Source organism: Sediminibacillus dalangtanensis, from assembly GCF_017792025.1.
Lineage (GTDB): Bacteria > Bacillota > Bacilli > Bacillales > Amphibacillaceae > Sediminibacillus > Sediminibacillus dalangtanensis.
Map to the genome: position 1 here is coordinate 2,259,260 of NZ_CP046956.1, position 24,893 is coordinate 2,284,152.

Annotated in this window: 21 protein-coding genes and 6 tRNA genes; 4 read left to right on the top strand and 23 right to left on the bottom strand. The window is 42.6% G+C overall.

Annotated features, from left to right (window positions below):
* Positions 1–152: 152 nt before the first annotated feature.
* The 11 genes from ERJ70_RS11415 to ERJ70_RS11465 all read right to left on the bottom strand — a co-directional run bounded on the left by ERJ70_RS11415 (position 153) and on the right by ERJ70_RS11465 (position 8,473).
* Positions 153–2,273, bottom strand: a complete 2,121-nt coding sequence (locus ERJ70_RS11415; protein ID WP_209365009.1) for a peptidoglycan D,D-transpeptidase FtsI family protein — start codon at positions 2,271–2,273, stop codon at positions 153–155.
* A gap of 69 nt (positions 2,274–2,342) precedes the next feature.
* Entirely contained in the window at positions 2,343–3,617 is a 1,275-nt protein-coding gene (locus ERJ70_RS11420) for an MFS transporter (RefSeq protein ID WP_209365010.1), read from the bottom strand.
* A gap of 244 nt (positions 3,618–3,861) precedes the next feature.
* On the bottom strand, positions 3,862–4,473 hold the full coding sequence (gene sodA, locus ERJ70_RS11425) for a superoxide dismutase SodA (protein ID WP_209365011.1): 612 nt from the start codon (positions 4,471–4,473) through the stop codon (positions 3,862–3,864).
* Positions 4,474–4,938: 465 nt separating this feature from the next.
* A tRNA-Phe gene (locus tag ERJ70_RS11430) sits at positions 4,939–5,014 on the bottom strand.
* Between the two features lie 238 nt (positions 5,015–5,252).
* Positions 5,253–5,345, bottom strand: a tRNA-Ser gene (locus ERJ70_RS11435).
* Between the two features lie 9 nt (positions 5,346–5,354).
* Positions 5,355–5,431: transfer RNA gene (locus tag ERJ70_RS11440), tRNA-Ile, on the bottom strand.
* A gap of 15 nt (positions 5,432–5,446) precedes the next feature.
* A tRNA-His gene (locus tag ERJ70_RS11445) sits at positions 5,447–5,522 on the bottom strand.
* A 10-nt stretch (positions 5,523–5,532) separates the two neighbouring features.
* A tRNA-Met gene (locus tag ERJ70_RS11450) sits at positions 5,533–5,609 on the bottom strand.
* A 4-nt stretch (positions 5,610–5,613) separates the two neighbouring features.
* Positions 5,614–5,688, bottom strand: a tRNA-Asn gene (locus ERJ70_RS11455).
* 221 nt (positions 5,689–5,909) lie between these two features.
* Positions 5,910–7,535 (bottom strand): Na/Pi cotransporter family protein, encoded by a 1,626-nt coding sequence (locus tag ERJ70_RS11460; RefSeq protein ID WP_209365012.1) that lies wholly within the window; start codon positions 7,533–7,535, stop codon positions 5,910–5,912.
* Between the two features lie 305 nt (positions 7,536–7,840).
* A complete protein-coding gene (locus ERJ70_RS11465; protein ID WP_209365013.1) occupies positions 7,841–8,473 on the bottom strand; it encodes an NfeD family protein in 633 nt (210 codons plus the stop codon).
* Positions 8,474–8,591: 118 nt separating this feature from the next.
* On the opposite strand from ERJ70_RS11465, the gene yqfZ reads away from it, so the two are divergent.
* Both yqfZ and ispG read left to right on the top strand, forming a co-directional pair.
* The gene (yqfZ, locus tag ERJ70_RS11470; RefSeq protein ID WP_209365014.1) at positions 8,592–8,966 is read left to right on the top strand and encodes a protein YqfZ; all 375 of its coding nucleotides are present in this window, start codon (positions 8,592–8,594) and stop codon (positions 8,964–8,966) included.
* 115 nt (positions 8,967–9,081) lie between these two features.
* Positions 9,082–10,191 carry a flavodoxin-dependent (E)-4-hydroxy-3-methylbut-2-enyl-diphosphate synthase gene (gene ispG / locus ERJ70_RS11475; RefSeq protein ID WP_309506958.1) on the top strand — a complete coding sequence of 370 codons (1,110 nt, stop codon included), beginning with the start codon at positions 9,082–9,084 and terminating at the stop codon, positions 10,189–10,191.
* 46 nt (positions 10,192–10,237) lie between these two features.
* On the opposite strand, the gene ERJ70_RS11480 is transcribed toward ispG, so the two are convergent.
* The gene (locus ERJ70_RS11480; RefSeq protein WP_209365015.1) at positions 10,238–10,684 is read right to left on the bottom strand and encodes a DUF4190 domain-containing protein; all 447 of its coding nucleotides are present in this window, start codon (positions 10,682–10,684) and stop codon (positions 10,238–10,240) included.
* A gap of 171 nt (positions 10,685–10,855) precedes the next feature.
* A complete protein-coding gene (locus ERJ70_RS11485; RefSeq protein WP_245207931.1) occupies positions 10,856–11,593 on the bottom strand; it encodes a transglycosylase SLT domain-containing protein in 738 nt (245 codons plus the stop codon).
* A 212-nt stretch (positions 11,594–11,805) separates the two neighbouring features.
* Here ERJ70_RS11485 and ERJ70_RS11490 point away from each other — a divergent pair, with 212 nt between their 5' ends.
* Positions 11,806–12,090, top strand: coding sequence for a DUF2624 domain-containing protein (locus ERJ70_RS11490; RefSeq protein WP_209365016.1), 285 nt, complete (start codon positions 11,806–11,808; stop codon positions 12,088–12,090).
* A 453-nt stretch (positions 12,091–12,543) separates the two neighbouring features.
* On the opposite strand, the gene ERJ70_RS11495 is transcribed toward ERJ70_RS11490, so the two are convergent.
* Positions 12,544–13,437: a deoxyribonuclease IV gene (locus ERJ70_RS11495; protein WP_209365017.1), complete on the bottom strand. Its 894-nt coding sequence runs from the start codon at positions 13,435–13,437 to the stop codon at positions 12,544–12,546.
* Between the two features lie 50 nt (positions 13,438–13,487).
* Complete coding sequence (locus ERJ70_RS11500) at positions 13,488–14,801, bottom strand: DEAD/DEAH box helicase (protein ID WP_209365018.1); 1,314 nt, start codon at positions 14,799–14,801, stop codon at positions 13,488–13,490.
* Positions 14,802–15,043: 242 nt separating this feature from the next.
* Between ERJ70_RS11500 and ERJ70_RS11505 the strand changes: the two genes are divergently transcribed.
* Positions 15,044–15,991 (top strand): 4-hydroxy-3-methylbut-2-enyl diphosphate reductase, encoded by a 948-nt coding sequence (locus ERJ70_RS11505; RefSeq protein ID WP_209365019.1) that lies wholly within the window; start codon positions 15,044–15,046, stop codon positions 15,989–15,991.
* A gap of 312 nt (positions 15,992–16,303) precedes the next feature.
* Here ERJ70_RS11505 and ERJ70_RS11510 read toward each other — a convergent pair whose 3' ends face one another.
* The 8 genes from ERJ70_RS11510 to ccpN form a co-directional block, all read right to left on the bottom strand.
* On the bottom strand, positions 16,304–17,416 hold the full coding sequence (locus ERJ70_RS11510) for a Nif3-like dinuclear metal center hexameric protein (protein WP_209369327.1): 1,113 nt from the start codon (positions 17,414–17,416) through the stop codon (positions 16,304–16,306).
* A gap of 5 nt (positions 17,417–17,421) precedes the next feature.
* Positions 17,422–18,114, bottom strand: coding sequence for a tRNA (adenine(22)-N(1))-methyltransferase (locus ERJ70_RS11515; RefSeq protein WP_209365020.1), 693 nt, complete (start codon positions 18,112–18,114; stop codon positions 17,422–17,424).
* 177 nt (positions 18,115–18,291) lie between these two features.
* The gene (gene cccA, locus ERJ70_RS11520) at positions 18,292–18,681 is read right to left on the bottom strand and encodes a cytochrome c550 (RefSeq protein WP_209365021.1); all 390 of its coding nucleotides are present in this window, start codon (positions 18,679–18,681) and stop codon (positions 18,292–18,294) included.
* Between the two features lie 104 nt (positions 18,682–18,785).
* Positions 18,786–19,313, bottom strand: a complete 528-nt coding sequence (locus ERJ70_RS11525) for a hypothetical protein (protein ID WP_209365022.1) — start codon at positions 19,311–19,313, stop codon at positions 18,786–18,788.
* Between the two features lie 189 nt (positions 19,314–19,502).
* Positions 19,503–20,624, bottom strand: coding sequence for an RNA polymerase sigma factor RpoD (gene rpoD, locus ERJ70_RS11530; protein ID WP_053219143.1), 1,122 nt, complete (start codon positions 20,622–20,624; stop codon positions 19,503–19,505).
* 31 nt (positions 20,625–20,655) lie between these two features.
* Positions 20,656–22,479 (bottom strand): DNA primase, encoded by a 1,824-nt coding sequence (gene dnaG / locus ERJ70_RS11535; RefSeq protein WP_209365023.1) that lies wholly within the window; start codon positions 22,477–22,479, stop codon positions 20,656–20,658.
* A gap of 887 nt (positions 22,480–23,366) precedes the next feature.
* Entirely contained in the window at positions 23,367–24,191 is an 825-nt protein-coding gene (locus tag ERJ70_RS11540; protein ID WP_209365024.1) for a pyruvate, water dikinase regulatory protein, read from the bottom strand.
* Between the two features lie 3 nt (positions 24,192–24,194).
* Positions 24,195–24,833: a transcriptional regulator CcpN gene (ccpN, locus tag ERJ70_RS11545; RefSeq protein WP_209365025.1), complete on the bottom strand. Its 639-nt coding sequence runs from the start codon at positions 24,831–24,833 to the stop codon at positions 24,195–24,197.
* Positions 24,834–24,893 lie beyond the last annotated feature (60 nt).

Sequence of the window (24,893 nt, forward strand, 5' to 3'; positions counted from 1 at the left end):
CGAGGGGGTAGGCGCTGGAGCTGGACGTGTCTGTTTCAGCCAATAATGATCCACAGGCAGTTAAATTTATCATTTCCTATACAAATACTAAAGAAGCCCTTGGCAACAATTCGCCAAGGGCTTCTCCAGTAAACTCGTTGTATATAATATAGTTAATCTTCTTCTACTTCTTCTTTTCCTTCCTTGCTCTGCTTCAATTCATTCTTCACGCCTTCTTTATCACGTTTCTCTTTAAGTTCGAAGTATTTCCCAATAATTCTAGTACCTATTTTATGGTTAATATCGTATTGACCATTTCCAGTTCCATTATTTGGAACGATGATCGCAAAGGCCACTTCCGGTTCATCATACGGGGCATAGCCGACAAGACTTAAATTCTCCGTATCAGCCAGCTTCTTACCATCCTTATATACCTCGTTCTCTGCGGTACCTGTTTTGGCTGCTACTTTATAATCGCTGTATTTTTCCCAACCATGATTGGCTGCTGTACCTTGGGTAATGACCCTGCGGAATCCTTCATGGACACGATCCAGATATTTATCATCCATTTCGATTTTGTTTAGGACTTCCGTATTAAAGCTCTCAACGACAGCTCCGAGTTCATTCCGGTCAGGCTTCGGCGACCTTATCTCGCTGACAAGCCGCGGGCGGATGCGGTAACCGTCATTGGCGATTGTCGAAACATATTGGGCCAATTGCATCGTCGTATATGTGTCATACTGACCGATGGCAAAGTCAAGCAAGTTACCCCCTTGAGGATTCGGACCAACGTATCCAGTCGCCTCAAACGGATAATCGACTCCTGTTTCCACTCCAAGGCCGAATTGCTTGAAGTAATTCCGCATTGTCGTAAAGGATTGCGGATCAAAATTCATCGACTTCATTCCGTAGTGATAGTTGAATTCACCAGCCATGCGCATGGCTATATGGAACATGTATACGTTGGAGGATTTCTCCAATGCCTCTACATCAGAAACGTTCCCTAAGTTCTTATAGGAAGATTTTTTCAATTGTCCAATTTTTATTTCAGTATCATGAAAAACTGTCCCCGGCTTTATCACTCCGGCATCTAAACCAGACAGAACAGTTGCACCTTTTACAGCGGAACCTGGCCTGTGTGCATCGTAAAGCGTCCGGTAGGATTGGTTGCGGTACTCGTTTTCTTCCCTATCATAATGCTGGCCTGACATGGTCAACACTTCACCTGTTTGGGGATCCATCATGACGACCAACGCATCCGTCATGTATTGGTTTTTGGATGGGCGCATTTCTATTGCCGTTTTCAGCTCCTCACGGACGATTTTATCAACTGCCTGTTGTAGCTCCATATCGATGGTCAGCATCAAATCATTTCCGCGCTGTCCTTCAGTGACTACCTCCGTATTGACAACTTCCCCGCTGCTATTGGTAATATATTCGACTTTCTCTTTGGTCCCTTTCAGTTCGGCCTCGTACTGCTCCTCCAGCCCGCTGATGCCGACACGGTCGTTTGGGCTGTATCCTCTACTTAAGTAGTACTGCTCATTTTCTTTCGGGATGCCGCGCTCCGTGCTCGATACACTTCCGATAATATCGGAGAAAGTACCTTCCACTGCAGAAATACGATTCCAGTCAATCGTTGCGTCGATTCCTTCCAATTCACCTAAATGCTCGGACACCTTGGCATATTCCTCTTCTGTGACTCCTTCATTTTTAACGATGTGAGGAGATAGCTCCGAAGCAGCGTCCAGTTCTTTTTTTATAGCGATCACTTCGAGCAAGTCATCGTCCCATTCAATTTCAGCCAGCTCTTCTTCCGTAATCCGTTTCAGCATCGTATTGTACTGATCACCGTTGTCCATTTCTTCCTTTTCTTCATCGGTAAGTTTCTCTAGAGCATCCTCTTCATTCAAGAGATACCAGTACTCCTTTTTATCCCGTTCACTCACTTTATCTTCGGCATCTTCTATATCAATATAACCAGCAAGTTTTTTCGCTAATTTCAAACGTTTTTCAGGTTTCGCTCCATTTTTCGGAGCAGTATAGGTAATCGAGCGGACCGGTTCATTATCTAATACCAGCCGCCCATAACGGTCATACATTTTCCCCCGTGGTACTGGTATTTCCGAAATCGTGTTCTCCGTTCGATCGATTTCATCCTGCGCTTCCTCGCCATTCAAGATTTGAACCACACCCAGCTGCAAGATCAAGCCGGAAAACAGCAAAAATACAAACAAAAACAATATATTTAAACGAAAGGGAAGTTGTGCTCGCTTTTTCTTCTTCTTTCCCATATCGCTCCCCCTTTATTAGTGTACATTACTGTTAGTATAACATCTTTACGGGGAGCAGACTATTATTTATCAACGATTTTCCTCTTCCGCCAATTCTTTGGAGATGGCTGGTTTTTCCCTTGGTTCTGTCACTTTCAAATCGATATTTTTCAAAAAGAAATAGATAATGAACGGCCCTACTCCGACTCCTACTAACAAATAAGGAATCGCAGTTTCCGCCTCGAAGATACTGACCGCTGTCAAAAATAAAAGAATCGATGTGATTCTGCCGAAGTTGAGAAATAATTCTCTTACGACAATATATTCAATCCGCATCTCGGCGGCTCTCCACGCTTTGCCGATGACATCGTACGTCATCGAGGCATATGGAACGAACAATATTGGGTAAGAAAAACCGATAATCCCTGCATATATAAGCAACGTCGTATAATCCAGATGAATAAGAATCAAAAATACGGACAGGCAAAGGGACAACCCGCCTATAAAGATCGCTCCCTTTCTCATTCGGGGTTTGATCAACCTAGTAGCGGTATAATAAAACACAAAAGAAAAACCGGAAAAAATCAGATTGAATGTGCCCAATGCCAATTCACTGTTGGTTGTGATAAACACCCAAACCGAAATCACAAAGACAAATATTCCTTCCCGTAGACCTTGAAAGGAATGGGCATAAAGGACCCTTTTCCAGTCTTTATTTTGATTCCGTTCTTTAAAAATCCTGACAAACCGGAATACCCCTTTAGCAGAACGACGTTTCAGAAAAAACGTACAGACTACCGCCAATACAAATAGAGAGAACGAAATGGCGAATATAACGGTATAGCCTTGAAAAGATGCCATCCTGGATATGATGTAACCAGCCAGTATCGGGCCAATCATTCCTCCAAACGACTGAAGTAGTCCTTGGAATCCATTGAAAAAGTCCCTTGTTTCTGGTTCGGTTACTTCGAAGGTCAGGACGTTAAAAGCTAGCCAGTAGAAACCATAGCCGATTCCGAGTAAGCCGCCCAGTAACATGTTATACTTGGCAGCTTGTTCACCAACCAGCAAAACAGTCATAAAGAACAGCGAGAGAAATAACACCCCCAGCCGTAAGACGATCACCCGGTCTACTTTTTTGGCCCAGCGTCCTGCCAGAATGAATGTAAGCGGCTGTAGAATATAAATAGCTAAATTATAGAGGGCAATTGCCATATAATCACCTGATTGCTTCCAAAGATAAATATTTACGAAAGTATTCGACAAAAAGATACCAAGTGAATACAGCCCGCCAATTGTCAGTAGCAATTTTAAATCCTTGTCTATTTCAATATCGCCTAATAGTAAATGTAAAGATTTTTTCATATTTCCCGTCTCCTTTACTGTTAAACTTAGTGTTTTCTAAAGGAACGGAGTTATACAAAAGACGCCGAATTGAAATATCCCGGCCGTAAAGGAAAAAAACACTTCTAACTATATAGAAGCTAAAGAATTGCAGGAAAAAGGGTGAAGCCGGTTAGACAGCATGATATCAAGACCTCTTTTCCTTACCATTAAAAAAGGACTTGATGAGAATAACTCATCAAGTCCTTTTGCTTGGAAACTTATCTTATTTAGCTGCTTCGTAACGCTTCGCAACTTCATCCCAGTTTACAACGTTCCAGAAAGCAGAAACGTATTCAGGACGTTTGTTTTGATACTTAAGATAATAAGCATGCTCCCAAACATCCAAACCAAGGATAGGTGTTTTTCCTTCCATGATAGGGGAATCCTGGTTTAGCGTGCTGGTAATTTCCAGTTCGCCATTGTTGACAACCAGCCAAGCCCATCCAGAACCAAAACGGCCTGTTGCAGCATTGCCGAATTCTTCTTTGAATTTGTCAAAGCTGCCGAATTTTGAGTTGATTTTATCAGCTAACTCACCGGATGGTTCGCCGCCGCCATTAGGAGAAAGTACTGTCCAAAATAGTGAATGGTTAGCGTGACCTCCGCCATTGTTACGTACAGCTGTACGAACTTTAGCAGGAACACTGTCGATATCTGAAAGCAAGTCCTCTAGTGATTTGTTTTCCAAATCACTGTTTCCTTCCACAGCGCCATTTAATTTTGTCACATAAGTGTTATGGTGCTTTGTGTGGTGGATATTCATTGTTTCCTTATCGATATGCGGTTCTAATGCATCGTATGCATAAGGTAGCTCTGGTAGTTCAAATTTAGCCATTGTTAATTCCTCCTTTTAATGATATGTAGCCAGAAAAAGGTGACACGAATCACCTTTCCTTCAAGACCAAGATTATCAAAGCGTGTTTTTTCTTGCAACTTTTATGCATCAAAAATTAGAATCTTTTCCATTTTTAATTGAAAAAACAGCATTCAAGGACCGACAAAAAGTATAGAGCCAGGACAAAAGGAGTACAGGCTAAAGCCGCCACGTCCTGTGGCAACCGCCTGCATGACCCACATCGTTTGGGCCACCGACAAGCTTAAGAAAAGCCTCGGCGTGACGCTTTTTGCCACACAGAGGGTGGGCTTAAGACCTTGAGGGGGTAGGCGCTGGAGCTGGACGTGGCTGGTTCAGCCAATAATTTTCCACAGACAGTCAAATTTATAATTTTCTATACAGAAAAAAAGACAAGCTGCAGAATGCTTGCCCTTACTGTTTACAATGTATTTTCATAAAGTAAAATGGTGGCTCGGGACGGAATCGAACCGCCGACACACGGATTTTCAGTCCGTTGCTCTACCGACTGAGCTACCGAGCCATAAATAGAATTTAAATAAGTTTTTTTCTCGCCCTGTTTATTTGCTTCGTGGTATTTCTAGGAAGTTCTGTGCTCGTCACGTTAATAGTACATTCGGTGAAGATGCGCTCCTCGCAAGCCTGCACATGGGAGTCCATTCAGGATGTTGGCGGCTCTCTACCGACTGAGCTACCGAGCCAATACATGCTTCATCATGCTTGCCACTTTTTCACATGCCAGATCATGTGAAATTATGTAATGGAGGAGGATGAGGGATTCGAACCCCCGCGGGCGATGAAGCCCCTGGCGGTTTTCAAGACCGCTCCCTTCAGCCAGACTTGGGTAATCCTCCTCGAGTTGTTGGTGGACCCTGCAGGACTCGAACCTGCGACCGATCGGTTATGAGCCGATAGCTCTAACCAGCTGAGCTAAGGGTCCTTGTATTAATTAATATGGGGCGACCGGTGGGAATCGAACCCACGAATGCCGGAGCCACAATCCGGTGCGTTAACCACTTCGCCACGACCGCCATATTAAGTTGGTAGCGGCGGAGGGGATCGAACCCCCGACCTCACGGGTATGAACCGTACGCTCTAGCCAGCTGAGCTACACCGCCATAGTGGCTCCACAGGTAGGATTCGAACCTACGACCGATCGGTTAACAGCCGATTGCTCTACCACTGAGCTACTGTGGAAAAATTAATTAGCTTTCGACCTAACTTGTAGAAGCGACGAAATATAATTTACCATGAATATGTACGATTGTCAATGCTTTTTGCAAATGTTTTAAATCAGCAACAAAAATAATAATAGCATGTCCTTTTCTTCCATTCAAGCATTTTTTATATTTTTTTGATTCGCTTCGTCATTTTCTCGATAATTAAAGGGTGCCAAACCCTTCCGGCACCCTTTTTCATTATTCCCCTAATACTTCTTCCGCTATATTGACCGCGTGATCGCCGATCCTCTCAAGGTTGCTGATGATATCGACAAAAACAATACCTGCCGGCCCGGAACAGGAGCCTTCGTTCATACGGATAATGTGCTTTTTCCGATAAGCCCGCTCCATTTGGTCGATTTGATCTTCTTTTTGTACAACCGCCAAGGCTTCTTCCCTGTCCATTTCCCCAAGCGCCTTAATCGCTTGTTTTACCGTAATTAACGTAAGATCAAACATATCATTCAAATCCTGCTGCGCTTGTTCCGTGATAACCACTTTGTTAGATATCTTATAATCGACCAGCTCGACTATATTTTCGAAATGATCGCCGATTCTTTCAATGTCACGGACGGAATCCATTAAAGCAGAGTGTTTAGCACTATCTGCTTCCGAAAAGGACGTACCTGACAAACTGACAAGGTACTCCGTGATTTCCTTGTCTAGGTTATTCAGCGCCCCTTCTACTTGGAGAGCCATATCTGCATGCTTTTGGCTATGATTATTCAAGTACAAGCTGGCTTCTTCCAAGCCTTTATATGCGTATTCGCCCATGCGGATGACCTCTTCTTTTGCCTGGTCAAGAGCGACCGACGGAGACTGCTGGATGAAAATCGGGTCCAAGTGCTTCGGTTTATACTCGATCACTGTATCCTCACCAGGTATCAGTTTTGTCACGATAAATGCCAGCGCCCCGATGAACGGAAACTGGAGGATTGTATTCGCCAGGTTGAAGCTGCCGTGAGCAAAAGCGATCGTCATTTCCGGGTTGAGATTGAACACATCCTGCAAATAAGAAACATACCTCGTATACAAAGGCAACAAAATCAAAAAGATTGTCGTTCCTATCACATTGAAGATAACGTGGGTGAATGCTGCACGTTTCGCTGCAATGGTTGCTCCGATTGAAGCAAGAATCGCAGTGATTGTCGTCCCGATGTTATCCCCGAATAACACCGGCAGTGCTGCGTTGATATCGATCGCACCCTGTTCGAACAAGCCTTGCAGGATACCAATCGTAGCACTGGAGCTTTGGACGATAAAGGTAAACAACGTACCAATCACTACGCCCAATACAGGAGTGGAGCTCATGTTTAAAGTCAAATCATGAAAAGCTTGTACATCACGTAGCGGAGACATTCCGCTGCTCATTAATTCCAAACCGTAGAACAGAGACCCGAATCCAAAAATCGTCTGTCCCAGGTAGGTCACTTTATTATTTTTAAAGAAAAAGAGCATAAATGCACCGACAGCCATAATCGGCAGGGCGTACTCTCCTAAATCAATACCAATGATAAAGGCTGTCACGGTCGTGCCGATATTGGCACCCATGATAACTCCTATTGATTGCCGTAGAGTCATAAAACCGGCATTAACTAGTCCCACTGTCAGTACTGTTGTCCCGGAACTGCTTTGGATCAGGACTGTCACAATAATACCTGCCAGCACACCCATAAATGGATTACTGGTGAACCGGTCTAAAATATCCCTCAATCGGTCACCTGCAGACTTTTGTAAACCATCTCCCATAAATTTCAGTCCGAGCAGGAAGATTCCCAGTCCGCCGACAAACTCGAAAATTAAGGATTGCACATTAATATCCAACGTTTCCCATCCCTTCACACATGCTGATTAGCTTGAAATGCCTCTCTCATTATTAATGAAAGCAGAAGAGTTTGTAAAGATTTTTCGATAAAATTTACGTTAAATTTACATTCTTGTTCCTCAAACGCCTCTTCCCTTCATCAATACATGTAAAAGCTGGTTTTTTCACCACTTTTTGCTAGCGGCTTCCTTTCTATTGGTTATGTTCCCCAATTTATTGACAGCAATCATAAAGTTGGCAGTTACATAACCGACAAAAAAGAGTACTTCACCTTTTCAAGATGAAATACTCTTTATAGCTTTTGTTACTGTTTGTTTTTTGATACTAATATTTTTGTTCCGTCCACTTGTACTACTCTGACTGCTGTTTCTCTTGGGATCCATTGACCGTTCGTTACTGCGCTGTAGTCCTCCCCGTCTACCCGAATGGTTCCGACAGGACGCATATCGGTAACAGTGATTGCCTCTCTCCCCACTAGGGACGCATACGTTTCGTTCATCGAATTATATCCTTTCTCACTAGTAAGCTGGTCGACCAAGGCAAGCTTTGACCACATTTCTCTTCGTTTAAATACTTTCAAAAACAGAAGCGAACAAAAGCCGCCAATAACCACTCCGATTATGCCATACAGTCCTGCTGTCCAATTGGGAGAGCTTAAGCCAATCGAAAGGATCATACAGACAGCCCCAATAGTAGCAAGGGTTCCGTCATTAAGAAATTTTCCATCTATAATAATCAACAACAGTCCGATCAAATAAATCACCATCATCAGTACAAATGCTCCTGGTGCCAAAAAAGACAGAAAATAGATGGTTATAAAACCTAAGCCGATAATTCCAAAAAAACCTCTCCTATTTACCAGCAGTTCGCCGAATAAAAATAAAGTACCTAGCCCTGTTAGGATAAAACTCATCCAGTCTGCTGAAAAAACGTCCATTTCCATCCCCCTTCCCGCTTTATATGATTTACGTTATCCCGAAGAAATTTGTTTCAAAAAAAAGGGTTTTAGTTTCTTTGTAGAATGTATATATAAATGAACAGAAGGCGGTGTTACGATGGGATTCCTCAAAAAAACAGTTGTAACTCTCTTCATCATATTATTTATTGTCAGTATCTTTAAAGACTTAACGGTCGGAACGTTAAACGGCGCCCAACAACGGACAGAAGAGCAGCCTGCCAATCCGTCAAATAGTCACAAGCCTTCTCAGAAAGCACCGCAACAAGATCAAATAGCCTACCAAGTAATAGAAGTGGAGGTGCGCCCCGGTGATACAGTACTCAGCATTATTGAAGAAATCAATCGAGCGGAAGCAGTTCTGGCAATTGACAGTATCGTCACTGACTTTCAAAAATTGAATCCCGGAACAGACCCCCAACAAATCCAGCCTGGGGAAACATACTTATTCCCTTTATATATAAGCGAGGAATGAAGTATCTGTTTTTTTAAGGTTTGTTACTTCTCAATTTAGCTTTTTCCCCTTATAATAAGCAATGGTACCTAAAATACCATTCTTGTTCGCGAATAAATAAAGGAGCGATATATTTATGGCAATAACCCACAGGAAAAATACACGACCAGTCAAAGTAGGCAATGTCATGGTCGGGGGTAAAAACGAAGTGGTCATCCAATCCATGACAACTACCAAAACACATGACGTTGAAGCAACTGTTAATCAAATAAACCGTTTGGAAGAAGCCGGATGCCAAATCGTACGTGTCGCCTGCCCTGATGACAGAGCAGCAGACGCAATTCCGGAAATCAAGAAAAGAATAAATATTCCTTTAGTAGTCGATATACATTTTAACTATAAACTAGCTTTGAAGGCAATTGAAGGCGGAGCAGACAAAATCAGAATCAACCCGGGAAATATCGGTAAACGAGATAAAGTAGAGGCTGTTGTTAATGCCGCAAAAGCAAAAGGAATTCCAATCCGTATAGGTGTTAACGCCGGATCACTCGAACGGCATATCATCGAAAAATACGGGTACCCGACAGCAGACGGTATGGTGGAAAGCGCACTTCATCATATCAAAATTCTCGAAGATCTCGATTTCCATGACATCATCGTTTCCATGAAAGCCTCTGATGTCCCTTTGGCTATCGAAGCTTACGAAAAAGCAGCAGAAGCAATTGACTATCCGCTTCATCTTGGTATCACCGAATCCGGAACATTATTTGCGGGAACTGTAAAAAGCGCTGCCGGATTGGGAGCGATTCTAAGTAAGGGTATCGGAAATACAATGAGAATTTCCTTAAGCGCGGATCCTGTTGAAGAAATCAAGGTTGGAAGAGAATTACTTAAGTCCTTCGGCCTTGCTTCCAATGCAGCAACCCTAATCTCCTGTCCGACATGCGGAAGGATTGAAATCGACCTGATTTCCATTGCCAATGAAGTAGAGGATTATATTTCCACCATCAAGGCTCCAATCAAAGTAGCTGTACTTGGTTGTGCAGTAAACGGACCAGGAGAAGCCCGAGAAGCCGATATCGGAATTGCCGGAGCCCGCGGTGAAGGCTTACTATTCCGCCATGGGGAAATTATTCGTAAAGTGCCGGAAGAAACAATGGTCGAGGAGTTAAAAATCGAAGTGGATCGAATTGCAGAAGAGTACTTTGCTCAACAGAAAGAAGAAGAAGACAAGCAAGAAGCATAATTGCGACCATGAAAAGAGCTGGCCCCAATAGGGACCAGCTCTTTTGTTATACAAAGGGGGCTAAAAATAACGTTAGGATAATGGAAACAGCTCCAGCGATTATCGCTGTGTTTCCCAGAGTATGGGCACCCCGATTTCTGGATATAAACCCGAAAATTATGGCGGCGGCTCCAAGAACCACCGGCATCATGAAGAATGATAAAACACCAAGGATAACAGCCACCCAGCCAAACCCTGTTTGCACATCCCCGTCCATTTTTGTTTCCTTTTCCTCGTTGTGGATTGGCTTATTGAATTCTGTGGCGGTTAACTCCTGAGCCATTTCTTCATCCCGTTTATACGGCTCGTCGAGAATATACTGCTCATGCGGATCTCGCGGAGGTACAGATCCGCCCTGTTGCTGGGTAATAATCGGATCGTTCGTGTCATCTCCAAACTTCGGAGCATCCTCGACTTCTTCGTTCTGTTGCTTTTTGTTCGAATACTCGTCCATCGGCAACATCCTCGCTTTCTTATCGGGGTGCCTTTGTAGTTTATGAAGGAACCTTGTTCAAATTACAAGGTAAATAAAGGATGGTAACCTTTCATCTATAGTGGAACTTTCGAAAAAAATCTAAATGAACGAAGAAAACCACCCAATTTGAGTGGTTTTTTTCTTTGTTCATTAGTTTGCTGCTGCAACAGTTTTATGATCTTCCGCATTGGATAATATTTCTACAGCGTACCAGCTTTTGGCATTGCCGTTTTTCCGGACAAACTCTTCCATCCCGCTCATGCCCCGATGATAAGCGGTTAAAGCTTCTTCCCAATTGCCATATTCATTATGCAGATAATCGAGATACACGATGGACAGCTGCATGGAATAATAAGGATCATACAATAATTCCTCTTTATATGGTAAACCAGCCATTTCAGCGACCCACGGTGCTGTGTTCTTCATGAACTGACCCATCCCATATGCCTTTCCATATTTGGTTTCCGGTCCAACCAATTCTGCATCGAAGGTTCCGCCAGTCTCGACCTTGAGTAGCTCATAAACAATCTTAGGGTCCACATCAAATTTTTGCGCCTCCTTCACCAAATAAAGCGCCCAGGATTTCTTAAATCTCCCATCACTTTCTTCAACAAAGGCGTCCGCAATCTGTTCGATTTTCGGCCAAGTGAGATACCCATTTTTGTTGGGTGATTCGGACTGTTGGGATTGTAAGTATTCTTTTTCTGATCGAAGTTGCTTATTTTCTTGTTTGAGTTCGACAATCTGCGCTTTTATTTCTTCTTTTTCCTGCGAGATGGCATCGATTTTCTGGTTATCTTTGGCGTATCCGTCAAATATAAATAATAATAGTGCACAAATAAATAAAAAGCTGATGGCCTTAGAACCAGAGTTGTTCCAAAAGTTCACACAAATTCACTCCTTACTACAACCTGCATTTTTCCAACCACAAAAAACTATACTAGCTGTTAAGGGGCATAAATGCAATTGATTTACTTACCAGCTGTTGTCCGTAACAAAACCAATTCTTCTACATAAGGTGTAACAGGGCAAAAACTCAATATACTTGGGTGTTTCGACTCCATCGATAACAGCCAGTAGAAGAAGAAAGGGTTTTTTAGATGAACAGCATGCTTAAAAAGATGGTACTCAATAAATTGAAACAAGTAAGTACAGAAGAGCTGCTTCACTACAGCAAGCAATATGATATTCCAGTCACTAAAACACAGGCAGAAAAAATAACTGCCTATTTGCGAAAAGCCGAATTCGATCCTTTCAGCGAGAAAGAGCGCATGAAATTGTTCAAAGAGCTTGCCAAAATGACAAACGTAGAAACAGCTCAAAAAGCCAATAAACTTTTCAAGCAACTGACGAAAGAGTACGGCGTTGACTCCTGGTTTTATTGACTTCCCTATCTTTATCAAACCTAAACATCTGCTCGGCGGATAAAGGGCTTCATCCTGTAAGACACTGGTAAGCCTATGCAGCAATTGACGGTAATATGAATGGGATCAAGTGCAATCACTACTATATAAAAGAAGTGGAAAATAACAGAAATCCAGTAATAAACCGAACAAGAACAAAACGTGAGAAGCAACAGACATTCTTCATGCGTTCGGGTTGGCAAACCAATGGAAAATAGGGATTTCTCCTTAAACCCGGCTTCTTTTCATTCTGGTGGTTGATAACGCTTTGATTCGATATCTCAAGTCGCCTTCAACTTTGTCAGAAAGCGAAGTTGCTTACCCAGTAAAATTTTCTGCCACATCCTAAAAAAACCGAACGAGTTCGAATGCGAATGCTTTCGAACCATCGTTCGGCTTTGCTTTTGACGCCTATGCTTTTGTCCAATTACATAATTATTGTGCAACAATTTGTTCTTTTAGATCTCTTACAAAAGAATCCCCTTTAAGCATCTCAATCTCAAATTTATATGGAGGTTTTTTGTTCTTTTTATCTTCTCCTACATATGGGGTTTCCAAAATCTTCGGTAGTTCTTCCAGTTGAGGATGATGGACAATGTTGTGAAGCGCATCAAACCCTATATGACCAAAGCCGATATTTTCATGACGATCTTTCCCGGCTCCGCGTACGTTTTTGCTATCATTGACATGGACGACTTTTAATCGGTCTAATCCGATTACCCGATCGAACTCGTCAAGGACACCATCAAAGTCATGAACGATGTCATAACCTGCATCGTGAGTGTGGCAAGTGTCAAAACAGACAGACAACTTTTCATTCAGCTTGACACCGTCGATAATTCTCGCCAATTCATCGAAATTCCTACCAACCTCTGAGCCTTTTCCAGCCATCGTCTCTAAGGCTATCTGCACTTGCTGGTCTTTATGGAGTACCTCATCCAAACCTTCGATGATCTTCTCTATCCCTTTGTCAGCGCCTGCTCCCACATGTGCACCAGGATGCAGGACAATTTGTTTTGCACCTAAGGCTTCCGTACGCTCAATTTCACTTCTCAAAAAATTGATTCCGAGTTCAAACGTCTCTTTTTTTGTCGTGTTGCCAATGTTGATAATATAAGGGGCATGGACGACGAGATCAACAATGCCGTTTTCCGCCATATGCCTGCGCCCATTTTCAATATTCAATTCTTCCAGTGGACGCCGGCGTGTATTTTGCGGCGCTCCTGTATAAATCATAAATGCATTGGAACCGTAAGATACAGCTTCCTCACTCGATCCCAACAACATTTTTTTACCACTCATCGATACGTGCGAACCTATTTTCAGCAATTCCTCCACCTCTTTGCTCTTTTTCTATAACCATTATAACATAATAATGATTATTTTTTATACTTATCACGATTTAACTTTTTCTTTACTTGCTCCTTCTGTTGCTTCATTTTCTTTTTGTAACCTGGTTTCACTTTTTTTGGTTTACGGACCTTGCGCCATGCTTCTTTTTCCGCGTCTGATTCAGCTTTTTTCCTTGTGCTTCGTTCGTTCCAAGCTTTTACTTCCTTCCATTCTCCATCTTTTACGTCAAAGCTGGTGAATGTCAATCCTTTTTTCTCCAGTTTTTCAATTAGCTGAACATCTTGATCGGTGTACAGATTGATCGCTGTACCTTCCATCCCTGCGCGCGCTGTACGGCCAACTCGATGGATATAAAATTCTTCTTCTTTGGGCAGCTGGGCATTGATTACATGGCTGACACCTTTAATATCGATACCTCTAGCCGCCAGATCGGTAGCAACAATATATTGATAACGAAGATTTTGAATTTCCTTCAACACCCGTTTTCTTTCTCTCGGAGAAAGCCCTCCATGAATAAGCCCTACATCCATTCCTTTTTCGGTCAGCTCTTCCGCAAGTTGGTTAGCCAATTCCTTTCCATTTGTAAAAATAATTGCCAAGTAAGGTTGAATGGCTCCTGATATACGAAAGACCATTTCCGAAACAGAACGATGCCGTAAAGGTACTAGTCTATGCTCCATCGTTTCCGGTGAAAGCTTATGTTCATCTGCAGTTAAGTGCGCCGGATTCTCCAAATATTTTTTTAAGAACGGCTGCAGCCTTTCCGGAATGGTCGCAGAAAATACGAGGAGCTGTATTTCCTGATTTGTCTTTACCAACGTCTTGTCGACCTCTTGAATGAAACCAAGATCAAGCATTAAGTCCGCTTCATCGACAACGAATGCCTTGGCATTATATAAATCAAGTGCTCCTTCCTCGACAAGGTCCAATATTCTCCCCGGGGTACCGACAACAATATGTGGCTGTTCTTTCAGCTTTTCAATCGATCTTTTTTTATCCGTTCCGCCAATCAGCAATTTCGCATTCCAGCGATGATCTTTGTTGGCATAATGAATGATTTTCCTTACTTCGTCATAAATTTGGATAGCCAGTTCCCTTGTAGGTGCTGTAACCACAAATTGAACCTGTTTTTTCGTTTCCTCCATTTCATTAAACAATGGTAGTAAATAAGCATGGGTTTTGCCGGATCCAGTGTGGGATTGGCCAATCACACTCTCCCCTCTCAGAACGGCAGGAATCACCTTCTCCTGGATCGGGGTCGGTTTATGGAAATCAAGTCGGTCAATGACGTCATTGATAACAGGATGCAAAGAATATTGTCTAAAATGATGGTTTTTCATTAATAAACTCCTTTAAATTGACTTTTGCTACTTTCCTATTATAGTGGAGAAAGAGGTATTTTGCACGGTAATCCTTCCCAGATTCACACATTGCCTCTTGTATGGCAACCAAAAAAGCTACTTTCAGAAACAGTCATAACTGATGAATATTTTTGTCATATTGTAGTTTTACCTTTATAATGAAACTGATGCCCTGAAAACAAAAAGTAGTGAAGTTATATATTAGAGGGGGAACCGTAATCATGGAAGTAATTAAAATAGCTCCGCGCGGTTATTGTTATGGAGTAGTTGACGCAATGGTCATAGCTCAGAATGCGGTTAAGGATCCGAATCTGCCAAGACCTATTTATATATTAGGAATGATCGTGCACAATTCTCATGTCACCAAAGCCTTTGAAAGCGAGGGGGTCATCACCCTCGATGGAAAAAACAGAGGAGAGCTTCTGGAAGAAATTGAAGAGGGTACGGTGGTTTTCACGGCTCACGGCGTTTCACCGGAAGTGAAAAAAAGAGCAGAAGCGAAGGGGTTGACGGTACTGGATGCCACTTGTCCCGATGTCACCCGGACGCATGATCTGATACGCGAGAAGGTAAAAGAAGGTTACGAAGTAGTTTATATTGGCAAAAAAGGTCATCCAGAACCGGAAGGTGCCATGGGGGTGGCCCCTGGTAAAGTCCATTTAGTGCAAACGGAAGAGGATGTAGAGAAACTGCACCTGGATAACGAGAAACTGATCGTAACCAACCAAACCACAATGAGTCAATGGGATGTATATGATGTCATGCAAAAGGTAAAAGAAAAATATCCACAAACGGAAATGGTACAAGAGATTTGCATGGCAACACAGGTACGTCAAGAAGCCGTAGCTGAACAAGCAAAAGAAGCAGACCTGACGCTTGTTGTCGGAGATCCGCGCAGTAACAATTCCAATCGTCTGGCACAAGTTTCACAGGAAATTGCAGGGACTATAGCATACCGAATTGCTGATGTTTCGGAAATCAAGCTGGAGTGGCTGGAAGGAGTTAGCAAGGTAGCAGTAACAGCCGGCGCTTCTACCCCGACTCCGATCACAAAAGAAGTAATTCGCTTCATCGAAAATTTTGATGCAGCACAGGAAGACTGGGATCTTCAATCCAAGGTAGAACAAAGCAAAATTCTGCCGAAAGTCAAAGCAAAGAAAAAAGCATAAAAGAAAAACCGCGAAGAAAGCATATCTTCGCGGTTTTTTTGATCATTCTATTGGCTCTATACTGAATGTGGTTAAATAGGCTCTATAGAGCGAAATAGTGTAGCAGAGGAAATATGGCCTCCTGTGGAAAAACAGGCCGCCGAGACCCTGCAGCGGGCTTTGCGAGGAGGCTCGGACGTTCGTCCGCGGAAAGCGAGTGTATTTCCTCTGCGACCGAAGTAAAACTACTATTTTTATGGAATGAGCCATTCGATAAAGAGATGGTGGAGTGAATAATCACACCACCACATTTGACAGAGAACCGAAACATTTTCACATAAAATGAAACGGTTCGGTATTCACCCTGGAAACGATCACTTCGGGTGCATTGGATTTATCGAACTTCTGCTGTAAGAAAGACTGAACAGCTTGTTTCATGAACTTTTCTACATGATGTCCTGGATCAATCAGTTTCAATCCCATCTGCCAAGCATCCTGCGCTTCATGAAAACTGAGGTCTCCGGTTATATACACGTCTGCTCCTTGTTGAAATGCATGCTTGATATAATCTTCGCCACTTCCGCCTAAAACCGCGACCCGTTTTACCTCCTCGTCCAGATTTCCCACGATTCTTAAGCTAGGAACCTGATAGCTTTCTTTTACGAGTTCACCTAATTCACGCAGCGTCATGCTTTTCTGTAAGTCTCCAATACGCCCGACCCCGATTTCTTCTCCTTTATTTTTCATCGGATAAAGATCATATGCAGGTTCTTCATATGGATGAGCAGTTTTTATTGCATCCAGCACACGGGAAAGTTTACTTTCCGGAATGACCGTCTCCAATCTGTCTTCCTCTACCCGTGCCAATTCTCCTTTGGTACCGATAAATGGCTGTGTCCCATCCAACGGCTTAAAGGTCCCTTCTCCTTTTACCCGAAAACTGCAATGACTGTAGTCTCCGATATGACCTGCTCCTTGATTTCCAATTGCTTCTCTGACCTTCTCCGTATAATCAACAGGAACATATATCGCAAGTTTAATAAGCTTGTCTTGCTCTGACGGCACCAGGACCGAAGTCCTACGTAAACCTAGTCGCTCGGTCAGAATATCACTAACCCCGCCTCTAGTTATATCTAAATTGGTATGAGCGGCATACACAGTGATCCCGTTTTCGATTAATTTAGTGATCGTCCGACCTTTAGGTGTCGTCGTATCGATTTGTTTTAAGGATTTAAACAATAAAGGGTGATGGGCAATGATCAAGTCGACGTCCGCTTCCGCTGCTTCTTCAGCGACTGATTCAAGGACGTCCAATGTAATCATCACTTTTTTGACAGGCTTGTCCAACGTTCCCACTTGTAATCCGACATTATCCCACTTATAGGCTAGTCCAGGAGGCACCCACGCTTCAAAAGCATCAATGATTTGCCTTCCTGATACTTGCATTTGAGTCAAGTTAAAACCTCCTTAATAAGTTTTATTTCATGACGGAAAATTTCCATCTTTTTTACATCCGGGTACTTCGCCTTTTTCATCTGCTTTATCACTCGTTCCCGTTTTTCTAGTTCCATTTTCCACTTTCTTTGGAAAGGATCCGACTTCTCTTTCATCAAATAAGGACCCAGCAGCAATTCCGTTTCTGTCATGGAATACGCGATATTTGAAGAAATGGCGGAAATCACTTCATAGATGTGTCCTGCTTCTTCGATGATCGCTTCCCCATTCAGTCGGTAGCCATTTTCTTGAAGCCAAACCCTGACAGCTCTTGCTTCTACATTGGGTTGAGCAATAATTTGTCCGACACCTGCCAGCTTCTCTTTTCCCTTCTCCAGAATCGTGGAAATCAAACTGCCCCCCATGCCTGCAATGACCACTTGGTTGACTTCATTGGCAGATATAACCGCAAGGCCATCACCTTTACGCACTTCTATCCTGTCTGTCAGCCCTTCTTCAGCGACTGTGCTTTTAGCACTCTGGTAGGGACCTTCGTTTATTTCGCCCGCTATCGCTTTTGCCTGTTCGTCCATATGACAAACATATACGGGTAAGTATGCATGGTCAGAACCAATATCAGCGAATAACGCTCCTCTTGGTAAAAAGGATGCAATACATTGTATACGATCAGACACCAGTCTCTCATTCATTCCCATTAACTCCTTTTTCTTTTTCACCGGATTCTTTTCTAAGAATTTAATTACAAGGCTTTTTCTCTGATGAAAAGGCAAAGCGCATCCTCTCCGGAAAGCTTAATCCAAGCCTTAGTTCTTAGCTTGTATCTAAAAAAGAAAGCTTTCTGGCGAAAGAAAGCTTTCTTTTGAGTATTACTGATGTTCAGATAACCATTGCGCAAGCATATCGGCTTCGCTGTCACTTACAAGGCCGCCTGGCATTCCTCCGTCCGTACCGTTCATGATAATTTCATGTATTTCATCCTTGGAATATCTGCCTCCAACTTCTTGCAGATTAGGACCGGCACCTCCAGACAAGTCGCCTCCGTGACAGGTAGCACAATTATTCTGGAAAATTGCTTCCGGATCATCGGACGCTGCTTCTTCACCGCCGCCTTCTCCAGATTCCTCCTGCTGACTCCCCTCTTCACCGGCTTGTTGAATGTCCTCATATTGATTCAGACCGACTACAGATAAAACAATCATTGTAAGTATTCCCAACACTGCGATAATTGCAAAAGGGATAACTGGGTTTCTTTTCATGTCTTTGTCCTCCTTATGTAATCCCCAAACTTGTCTTTACAGACCAAACTACATATATTTTACTTGAAAATGTGACAAGAGAAAAGGGAAATGACAAGAATTTTTTATATAATCACATAGTATATTACCATAATCGTACCAATCATTCCTGCCCCAAACAAGTATTTATCTTTCTGTTTATAGCCGGCAATCAACCATCCTGCCAATTGAATCGAAATCGCTATTGGTGTAATCCAAGGAGTTTTTGTCACCATTTGGACTATATCAATAGTGATGATCAGCAGAATCCCCAGTATAACAAGCTTGGCTACAGGTATTTTTACAGCCTTTATATTCGAAAACACTCGGTAACATGCATAGGAAATCAAAAGAAAAATAAATGCCAGGAACATTTGCAATCTGTCTGGGAATTCAGTAAAATTGATTACAAGATATGTTAGCGGTAACATCACAATATCAGAAAAGAGCAGAAACACCAGCTTCAGGTTCATGGAAGGTTTTACAGGCTCGTCTATCCCCTCTCCCTGGGAATAGAGAGCCAGTAAAAAGTCACAATATTCACCCGGTAAAAGCCTGCTCTGCTTCCATTGCTGAATTTCCCTAATAATGATTTCTTTTTTCTCAGTAGCCATCCTACTCCCCCATCCGATTTCCTGTAATACCAATCGGCAAACGGTTCCTGTTATAGAGGAATATCCATGGCGGGTATGAACTGCCTAACCGATTTAGCATTTTTAATCCCTTTGAAGCAAAATCAAAGTCATTGTACGGACGCACAATGACTTAGCTGAGCTCCAAACAGTCCGCATGAACAGATTTTTTTACTCAAGGAAATCTTTTAACCGCTTGCTCCGGCTTGGATGGCGTAACTTGCGTAGAGCTTTCGCTTCAATTTGTCTAATACGTTCTCTGGTCACACCAAATACTTTTCCTACTTCTTCGAGCGTTCTAGTTCGACCATCATCTAAACCGAAACGAAGCCGCAATACGTTTTCTTCGCGATCTGTCAACGTGTCCAGTACATCTTCCAACTGTTCCTTCAACAGTTCATATGCTGCATGATCGGAAGGTGAAGTAGCTTCCTGGTCCTCAATGAAGTCGCCTAAATGGGAGTCGTCCTCTTCACCAATCGGTGTTTCGAGGGACACTGGTTCCTGTGCTATTTTCAAAATCTCCCGGACTTTATCAGGGGTTAACTCCATTTCTTTCGCAATTTCTTCCGGTATAGGCTCTCTGCCCAGATCTTGCAAAAGCTGACGCTGTACGCGAATCAACTTATTGATGGTTTCCACCATATGGACTGGTATCCGTATCGTCCTCGCCTGGTCCGCTATTGCTCGTGTTATCGCCTGACGGATCCACCACGTGGCATAGGTGCTGAATTTATACCCTTTTCGATAGTCAAATTTTTCAACTGCTTTAATCAAGCCCATATTGCCTTCCTGGATCAAATCAAGGAACAGCATTCCGCGGCCGACATAACGCTTTGCAATACTTACGACAAGTCGGAGGTTTGCTTCAGCCAGTCTTCTTTTGGCCTCTTCCTCGCCTTCTTCAATCCGCTTTGCCAAGTTAATTTCTTCTGTGGCAGAAAGCAAATCAACTCTTCCGATCTCTTTCAAATACATCCTGACCGGATCATTGATTTTTATCCCCAAAGGCACGCTCAAATCATTTAAGTCGAATTCCTCTTCTTTTGAAAGCTGCTGCATGCTCGGATCCTCTTCGGAATCACCGATTACTTCTACACCTTGCTCATTCAGGTACTCATAAAACTCGTCCATCTGCTCTGATTCCAACTCAAAGTTGGACAAACGCTCTGCAACTTCTTCATATGCTAGCACCCCGCGCTTTTTTCCCAGTTCAAGTAACTGGTCCTTCGCTTGCTCCAGGGTTAGCTCATTTTCATTTTCTTTAGAACGTGATGGCTTGTTATCTGCCATGAGTCCCCCTCCTTCCAGACTTACTTCTATATCAATGAATTGAATTTTTCAATTGCTTTCTAATCTCAAGAATCTGCATAGCTATCTGGGCGGCCTTTACATGATCATTTTGTTTTTCTGCCTGTTTTTGCTCCGCTTTTAGAGATTTAATAGCTGCTTCATCACTGTGTTCCACTCGGATGAGACGAATATAGTCATTAATCTCCCTATCGCTGATATCCTGGTGGATAGGCATCATTGCAATTTGGACAACTAAACTTTGGATGGACGGGTCTGGAAGTCTTTCCACAAACAGACTGACATCCGGCCCGTTTCCTTCTTCATAATAAGCATATAAATAGGTAACAATGACTTGATGCTGCTCTACGTTAAACGATCCGCCTAGTTCGTCTTTCACTTTTTCAGCAATCGATCTATCGTTTAGCATATAAGCAATCAACTGCTTCTCTGCATTATGGTAAGCGGGAAGTAATTTCTTTTGACTGTACGGTGCTTTCGCCATACTAGTATTGCTCTTATGCACCATCTTATCCTGCCTGGGACCTATCTTTTGCCTTCTAGCCATTATCTCCTGAGACAAAGTATCCATAGATAATTCAAATTCATTCGCTAATTCTTTCAAATAATGCTCCCGTTCCACAGGCCGGTCGATCAATGCGACTTCATCAAGTACACTTTCAACATATTGTATGCGATCTCCTTCCAGATTTAGATTATAATCTTTTTTCAAATATCTCATCAGGAAGGACATGTACGTATCGCTTACATCGACTACCTCTTTCCGAAAGCGCTCCGCTCCATTTTGCTGAACGAATTCGTCGGGGTCCATTCCGTTTGGCATACTGGCAACCTTTACTGTACAGCCAGCCTTTTTCAGGACCTTTGCAGCTTTGTAAGATGCCTGCACTCCCGCGTCATCCGCATCATAACAAATAACCACTGTATCCACATAGCGGCGCAGCAGTTTGGCCTGTGCTTCTGTAATGGCAGTTCCCAAGGTAGCTACGCCATTGGTGACTCCAGCTGCATAAGCCGATATCACATCTGCATAACCTTCAAACAATACGGCTTCTTCTCGTTTACGGATGTGACTTCTGGCTAAATCGAAATTATATAAAAGCCTTCCTTTATGAAACAGCTCCGATTCCGGGCTGTTCAAATATTTGGGTTCCTGATTGTTAATCGATCTTCCTCCAAATCCAACCGTTTTCCCAAGATGGTTGCGTATAGGAAAAACAACCCTTCCTCTAAACCTGTCGGAGACTTCCTGTTGGTCATTCATCGAGAGGAGTCCCGCTTTTACCATGGTCTGGGGGTGAAACCCTTTCTTCTCCAGGAACTGAACAATAAACTCCTTGGAGTTTGGAGAAAAACCTAACTGAAAAGTATCAATCACCTCATCAGTGAATCCTCTATCGATTAAATACTGATAGCCAGTCTTACCTTCTTTCGTGTGACGTAGCAAATGATGATAAAGTTTCATAAGCCATTCATAAGCGCTGAGCACATCCTGGCTTTCTTGGCTTACCTGCTGGTTTTGATTTGCAGGCTGGTAGCTTTCTGGCAGAGTATGACCGCTTTTCTCAGCCAAATGCTTTAATGCTTCAAAAAAACTGAAGCCTTCCATCTCCATTACAAACGTAACAACATTCCCGCCTTTATGGCAGCCGAAGCAATGAAATATCTGCTTGTCCTGTGTCACGGAAAAAGAAGGTGTCTTTTCTCCGTGAAATGGGCACAAACCAAAATAATTTCTGCCCTGCTTTTTCAATTGGACATATTCTCCCACGACATCCACGATATCATTGGATTTCCTGATTTCTTCTATCGTTTCTTCAGGGATTTGACCATTCATTAGAATCACCATGCTCTACGTTTATTCTATAAAGACTAAGAAAACCCTGCAAAATTCGACAATCTTTTTTAAAAAAATAACTGATTCATTTACTATCAATTAAACAAAACGCTCTCACTCACAGGACATGCGCCTTGTCCTGATCTTACATAATAATGTAACCTTTGCAGAGAAGGGTCAAACCAGTAGTTGCTCTATCCTGGATAGTTGCATAAGAAAAATAAAATAGAAAAGATAAATGTAATGTATCTTCTAATTCGACATAAAAAAGAAAACAGCTAGTTTTTTATTCTACATGAATTCGAATAATCCTTCCTTTTTCCTATGTTTTTATTTTTCAGAATTTAATATCCTCTTAATTTAAACTTGTCCAATAGAGAAAGACATTATAGAAACATTTTTTCACAAAAAATAATTATAATACAAAAAAAAAGAAAATGCTAATATTTTTTCTTATAATCATGCTTTAAAAGAAGGCATTTATCCGAAAAATATAGTCTGCAGCATAGCGTAAATTCACTATATGTGAATCTACACTACCCGGGTAAATAGTCCGGCGCTGTGAAAAACACTCGCTTTCCGTGGGGAAAGCTTCAGCCAGGGTGCTACATGGAGCAGCTTCTTCGCTCCCTTGGGTCGAGGAAACCCGCTGCGGAGCTTAACAGGGAGACGCAGACGGTGGTCTTCATATTGTTCCTTTTCCCACTGGATTCAGCAGAGCCGCCATGCGAAATTTAATTCGCAATTTATCTCAACTGCAAAAAACATCAAAAAGCAGGAGATATAAGCGAAAGTCTTTTTTATTCTAGCTGTTCGCTGATGAGAGGCATACGGCAACACCGCGGTTTTTAACAACGGGCAAGAGCTTCTCACACACAGCTTAACAATCATGGTTTTCCATTCAATAGTAATTGCTTTCTTATATTCAGAATAACATTGGCGGTTTCTTCTACCGCTTTATTCGAGACGTTTATCACGTGACAACCGATTCTTTCCACCACTTTTTCAAAATGATCAAGCTCTTGCAAAATTCGTTCACGATTAGCATAACTGGCCTGATCTCCCAGACCAAGAGCCTTTAAGCGCTCCTTCCGGATATCGTTTAATTTTTCTGGACTGATTTTCAAACCAATGCAACGATTGGGATCTACTTGAAACAATTCTTCCGGAGGATCCACTTCTGGTACTATCGGTACATTGGCAACCTTAAGCCGTTTGTGTGCAAGGTATTGCGAAAGGGGTGTTTTTGAAGTCCGGGAAACACCAATCAATACAATATCTGCTTTCGCTATTCCCCTCGGATCTCTTCCATCGTCATACCGTACAGCAAATTCTATCGCTTCTACCCGTTTAAAATAATCTTCATCCAATTTATGAACCAATCCAGGCTCGAGCCGCGGTTTTTTTTGATAGACTTTTTCCATGGCATCTATAAGCGGCCCCATGATATCAATGCATTCAATCTTTCTTGCAGCCGATTCCTCCAGAAGATGTCTGCGGAAAGTCGGATTTACCAAGGTAAACCCGATTATTGCCCCTTTTTCCTCCGCCTGTTTGATGGTTTCATCAAGTATCTCCAGGTTTTCAACGTAAGGCACACGATGAAGATGATATTCTCCACTGTTATCAAACTGACTGAGAGCTGCTTTGACCACTAATTCCGCTGTCTCTCCGACCGAGTCTGAAACAATATACACAAATGGTTTCGCCATCGTCTAACCTCCCTGCAAGTTATCATTACTGGTAAATTCCACTAATGCTTTTGTCATATTCGTTTTGGTAATACGGCCGATAACCTGTAAACCTTTTTCTGTATCTTCTACCACTGGAAGACCATCGATTTGTTTATTGATCAGTTGTTTTGCTGCTCCGATGAGAAAATCATCTTTTCTGCAAATCGTCACATTCGGCATTCTTGTCATGATGATATTAACTGGAAGGCTGGCTAAGTCCTGATTCCCAAGACTTGCCCGCAACAAGTCCTTACGGGAAACAACGCCCGTCAAAAGTGATTGATCGTCCACAACGAACAACGTGCCGACATCCTCCAGAAACATTTTGCTGATGGCATCATACACCGAGTCATTTTCTTTAATCACGATGGGTATGGATTGAAAATCCCGGACTTTCACTTCTTTCAGTTTTTCAGAAAGCAATTCAAAGCCGGTTTTCCCAGTGAAAAAATACCCCACTCTCGGACGGGCATCCAAAAAGCCGGACATGGTGAGGACGGATAAATCTGGTCGGAGTGTTGCTCTTGTCAATTGGAGTTTTTCCGCTATATTCTCCCCAGTAATCGGACCATGTTTTTTTACAATCTCAATAATCTGCTGCTGACGATTGGAAAGTTCCATCCTTTCACCACCTTCTCGGCATGATTCACATATTTTCTCTCATTATAGACAGGTACCGTA

What these genes read in the sequence shown, in the direction of transcription:
- ERJ70_RS11500 (WP_209365018.1), bottom strand. Translation starts at nt 14,801, where the DNA reads ATGAAAAACCATCATTTTAGACAATATTCTTTGCATCCTGTTATCAAT.
- ERJ70_RS11465 (WP_209365013.1), bottom strand. Translation starts at nt 8,473, where the DNA reads ATGGACGTTTTTTCAGCAGACTGGATGAGTTTTATCCTAACAGGGCTA.
- ERJ70_RS11540 (WP_209365024.1), bottom strand. Translation starts at nt 24,191, where the DNA reads ATGGCGAAACCATTTGTGTATATTGTTTCAGACTCGGTCGGAGAGACA.
- yqfZ (WP_209365014.1), top strand. Translation starts at nt 8,592, where the DNA reads ATGGGATTCCTCAAAAAAACAGTTGTAACTCTCTTCATCATATTATTT.
- dnaG (WP_209365023.1), bottom strand. Translation starts at nt 22,479, where the DNA reads ATGAATGGTCAAATCCCTGAAGAAACGATAGAAGAAATCAGGAAATCC.
- ispG (WP_309506958.1), top strand. Translation starts at nt 9,082, where the DNA reads ATGGCAATAACCCACAGGAAAAATACACGACCAGTCAAAGTAGGCAAT.
- ccpN (WP_209365025.1), bottom strand. Translation starts at nt 24,833, where the DNA reads ATGGAACTTTCCAATCGTCAGCAGCAGATTATTGAGATTGTAAAAAAA.
- ERJ70_RS11505 (WP_209365019.1), top strand. Translation starts at nt 15,044, where the DNA reads ATGGAAGTAATTAAAATAGCTCCGCGCGGTTATTGTTATGGAGTAGTT.
- rpoD (WP_053219143.1), bottom strand. Translation starts at nt 20,624, where the DNA reads ATGGCAGATAACAAGCCATCACGTTCTAAAGAAAATGAAAATGAGCTA.
- ERJ70_RS11510 (WP_209369327.1), bottom strand. Translation starts at nt 17,416, where the DNA reads ATGCAAGTATCAGGAAGGCAAATCATTGATGCTTTTGAAGCGTGGGTG.
- ERJ70_RS11515 (WP_209365020.1), bottom strand. Translation starts at nt 18,114, where the DNA reads ATGAATGAGAGACTGGTGTCTGATCGTATACAATGTATTGCATCCTTT.
- ERJ70_RS11525 (WP_209365022.1), bottom strand. Translation starts at nt 19,313, where the DNA reads ATGGCTACTGAGAAAAAAGAAATCATTATTAGGGAAATTCAGCAATGG.
- ERJ70_RS11480 (WP_209365015.1), bottom strand. Translation starts at nt 10,684, where the DNA reads ATGGACGAGTATTCGAACAAAAAGCAACAGAACGAAGAAGTCGAGGAT.
- ERJ70_RS11490 (WP_209365016.1), top strand. Translation starts at nt 11,806, where the DNA reads ATGAACAGCATGCTTAAAAAGATGGTACTCAATAAATTGAAACAAGTA.
- ERJ70_RS11415 (WP_209365009.1), bottom strand. Translation starts at nt 2,273, where the DNA reads ATGGGAAAGAAGAAGAAAAAGCGAGCACAACTTCCCTTTCGTTTAAAT.
- ERJ70_RS11420 (WP_209365010.1), bottom strand. Translation starts at nt 3,617, where the DNA reads ATGAAAAAATCTTTACATTTACTATTAGGCGATATTGAAATAGACAAG.
- sodA (WP_209365011.1), bottom strand. Translation starts at nt 4,473, where the DNA reads ATGGCTAAATTTGAACTACCAGAGCTACCTTATGCATACGATGCATTA.
- cccA (WP_209365021.1), bottom strand. Translation starts at nt 18,681, where the DNA reads ATGAAAAGAAACCCAGTTATCCCTTTTGCAATTATCGCAGTGTTGGGA.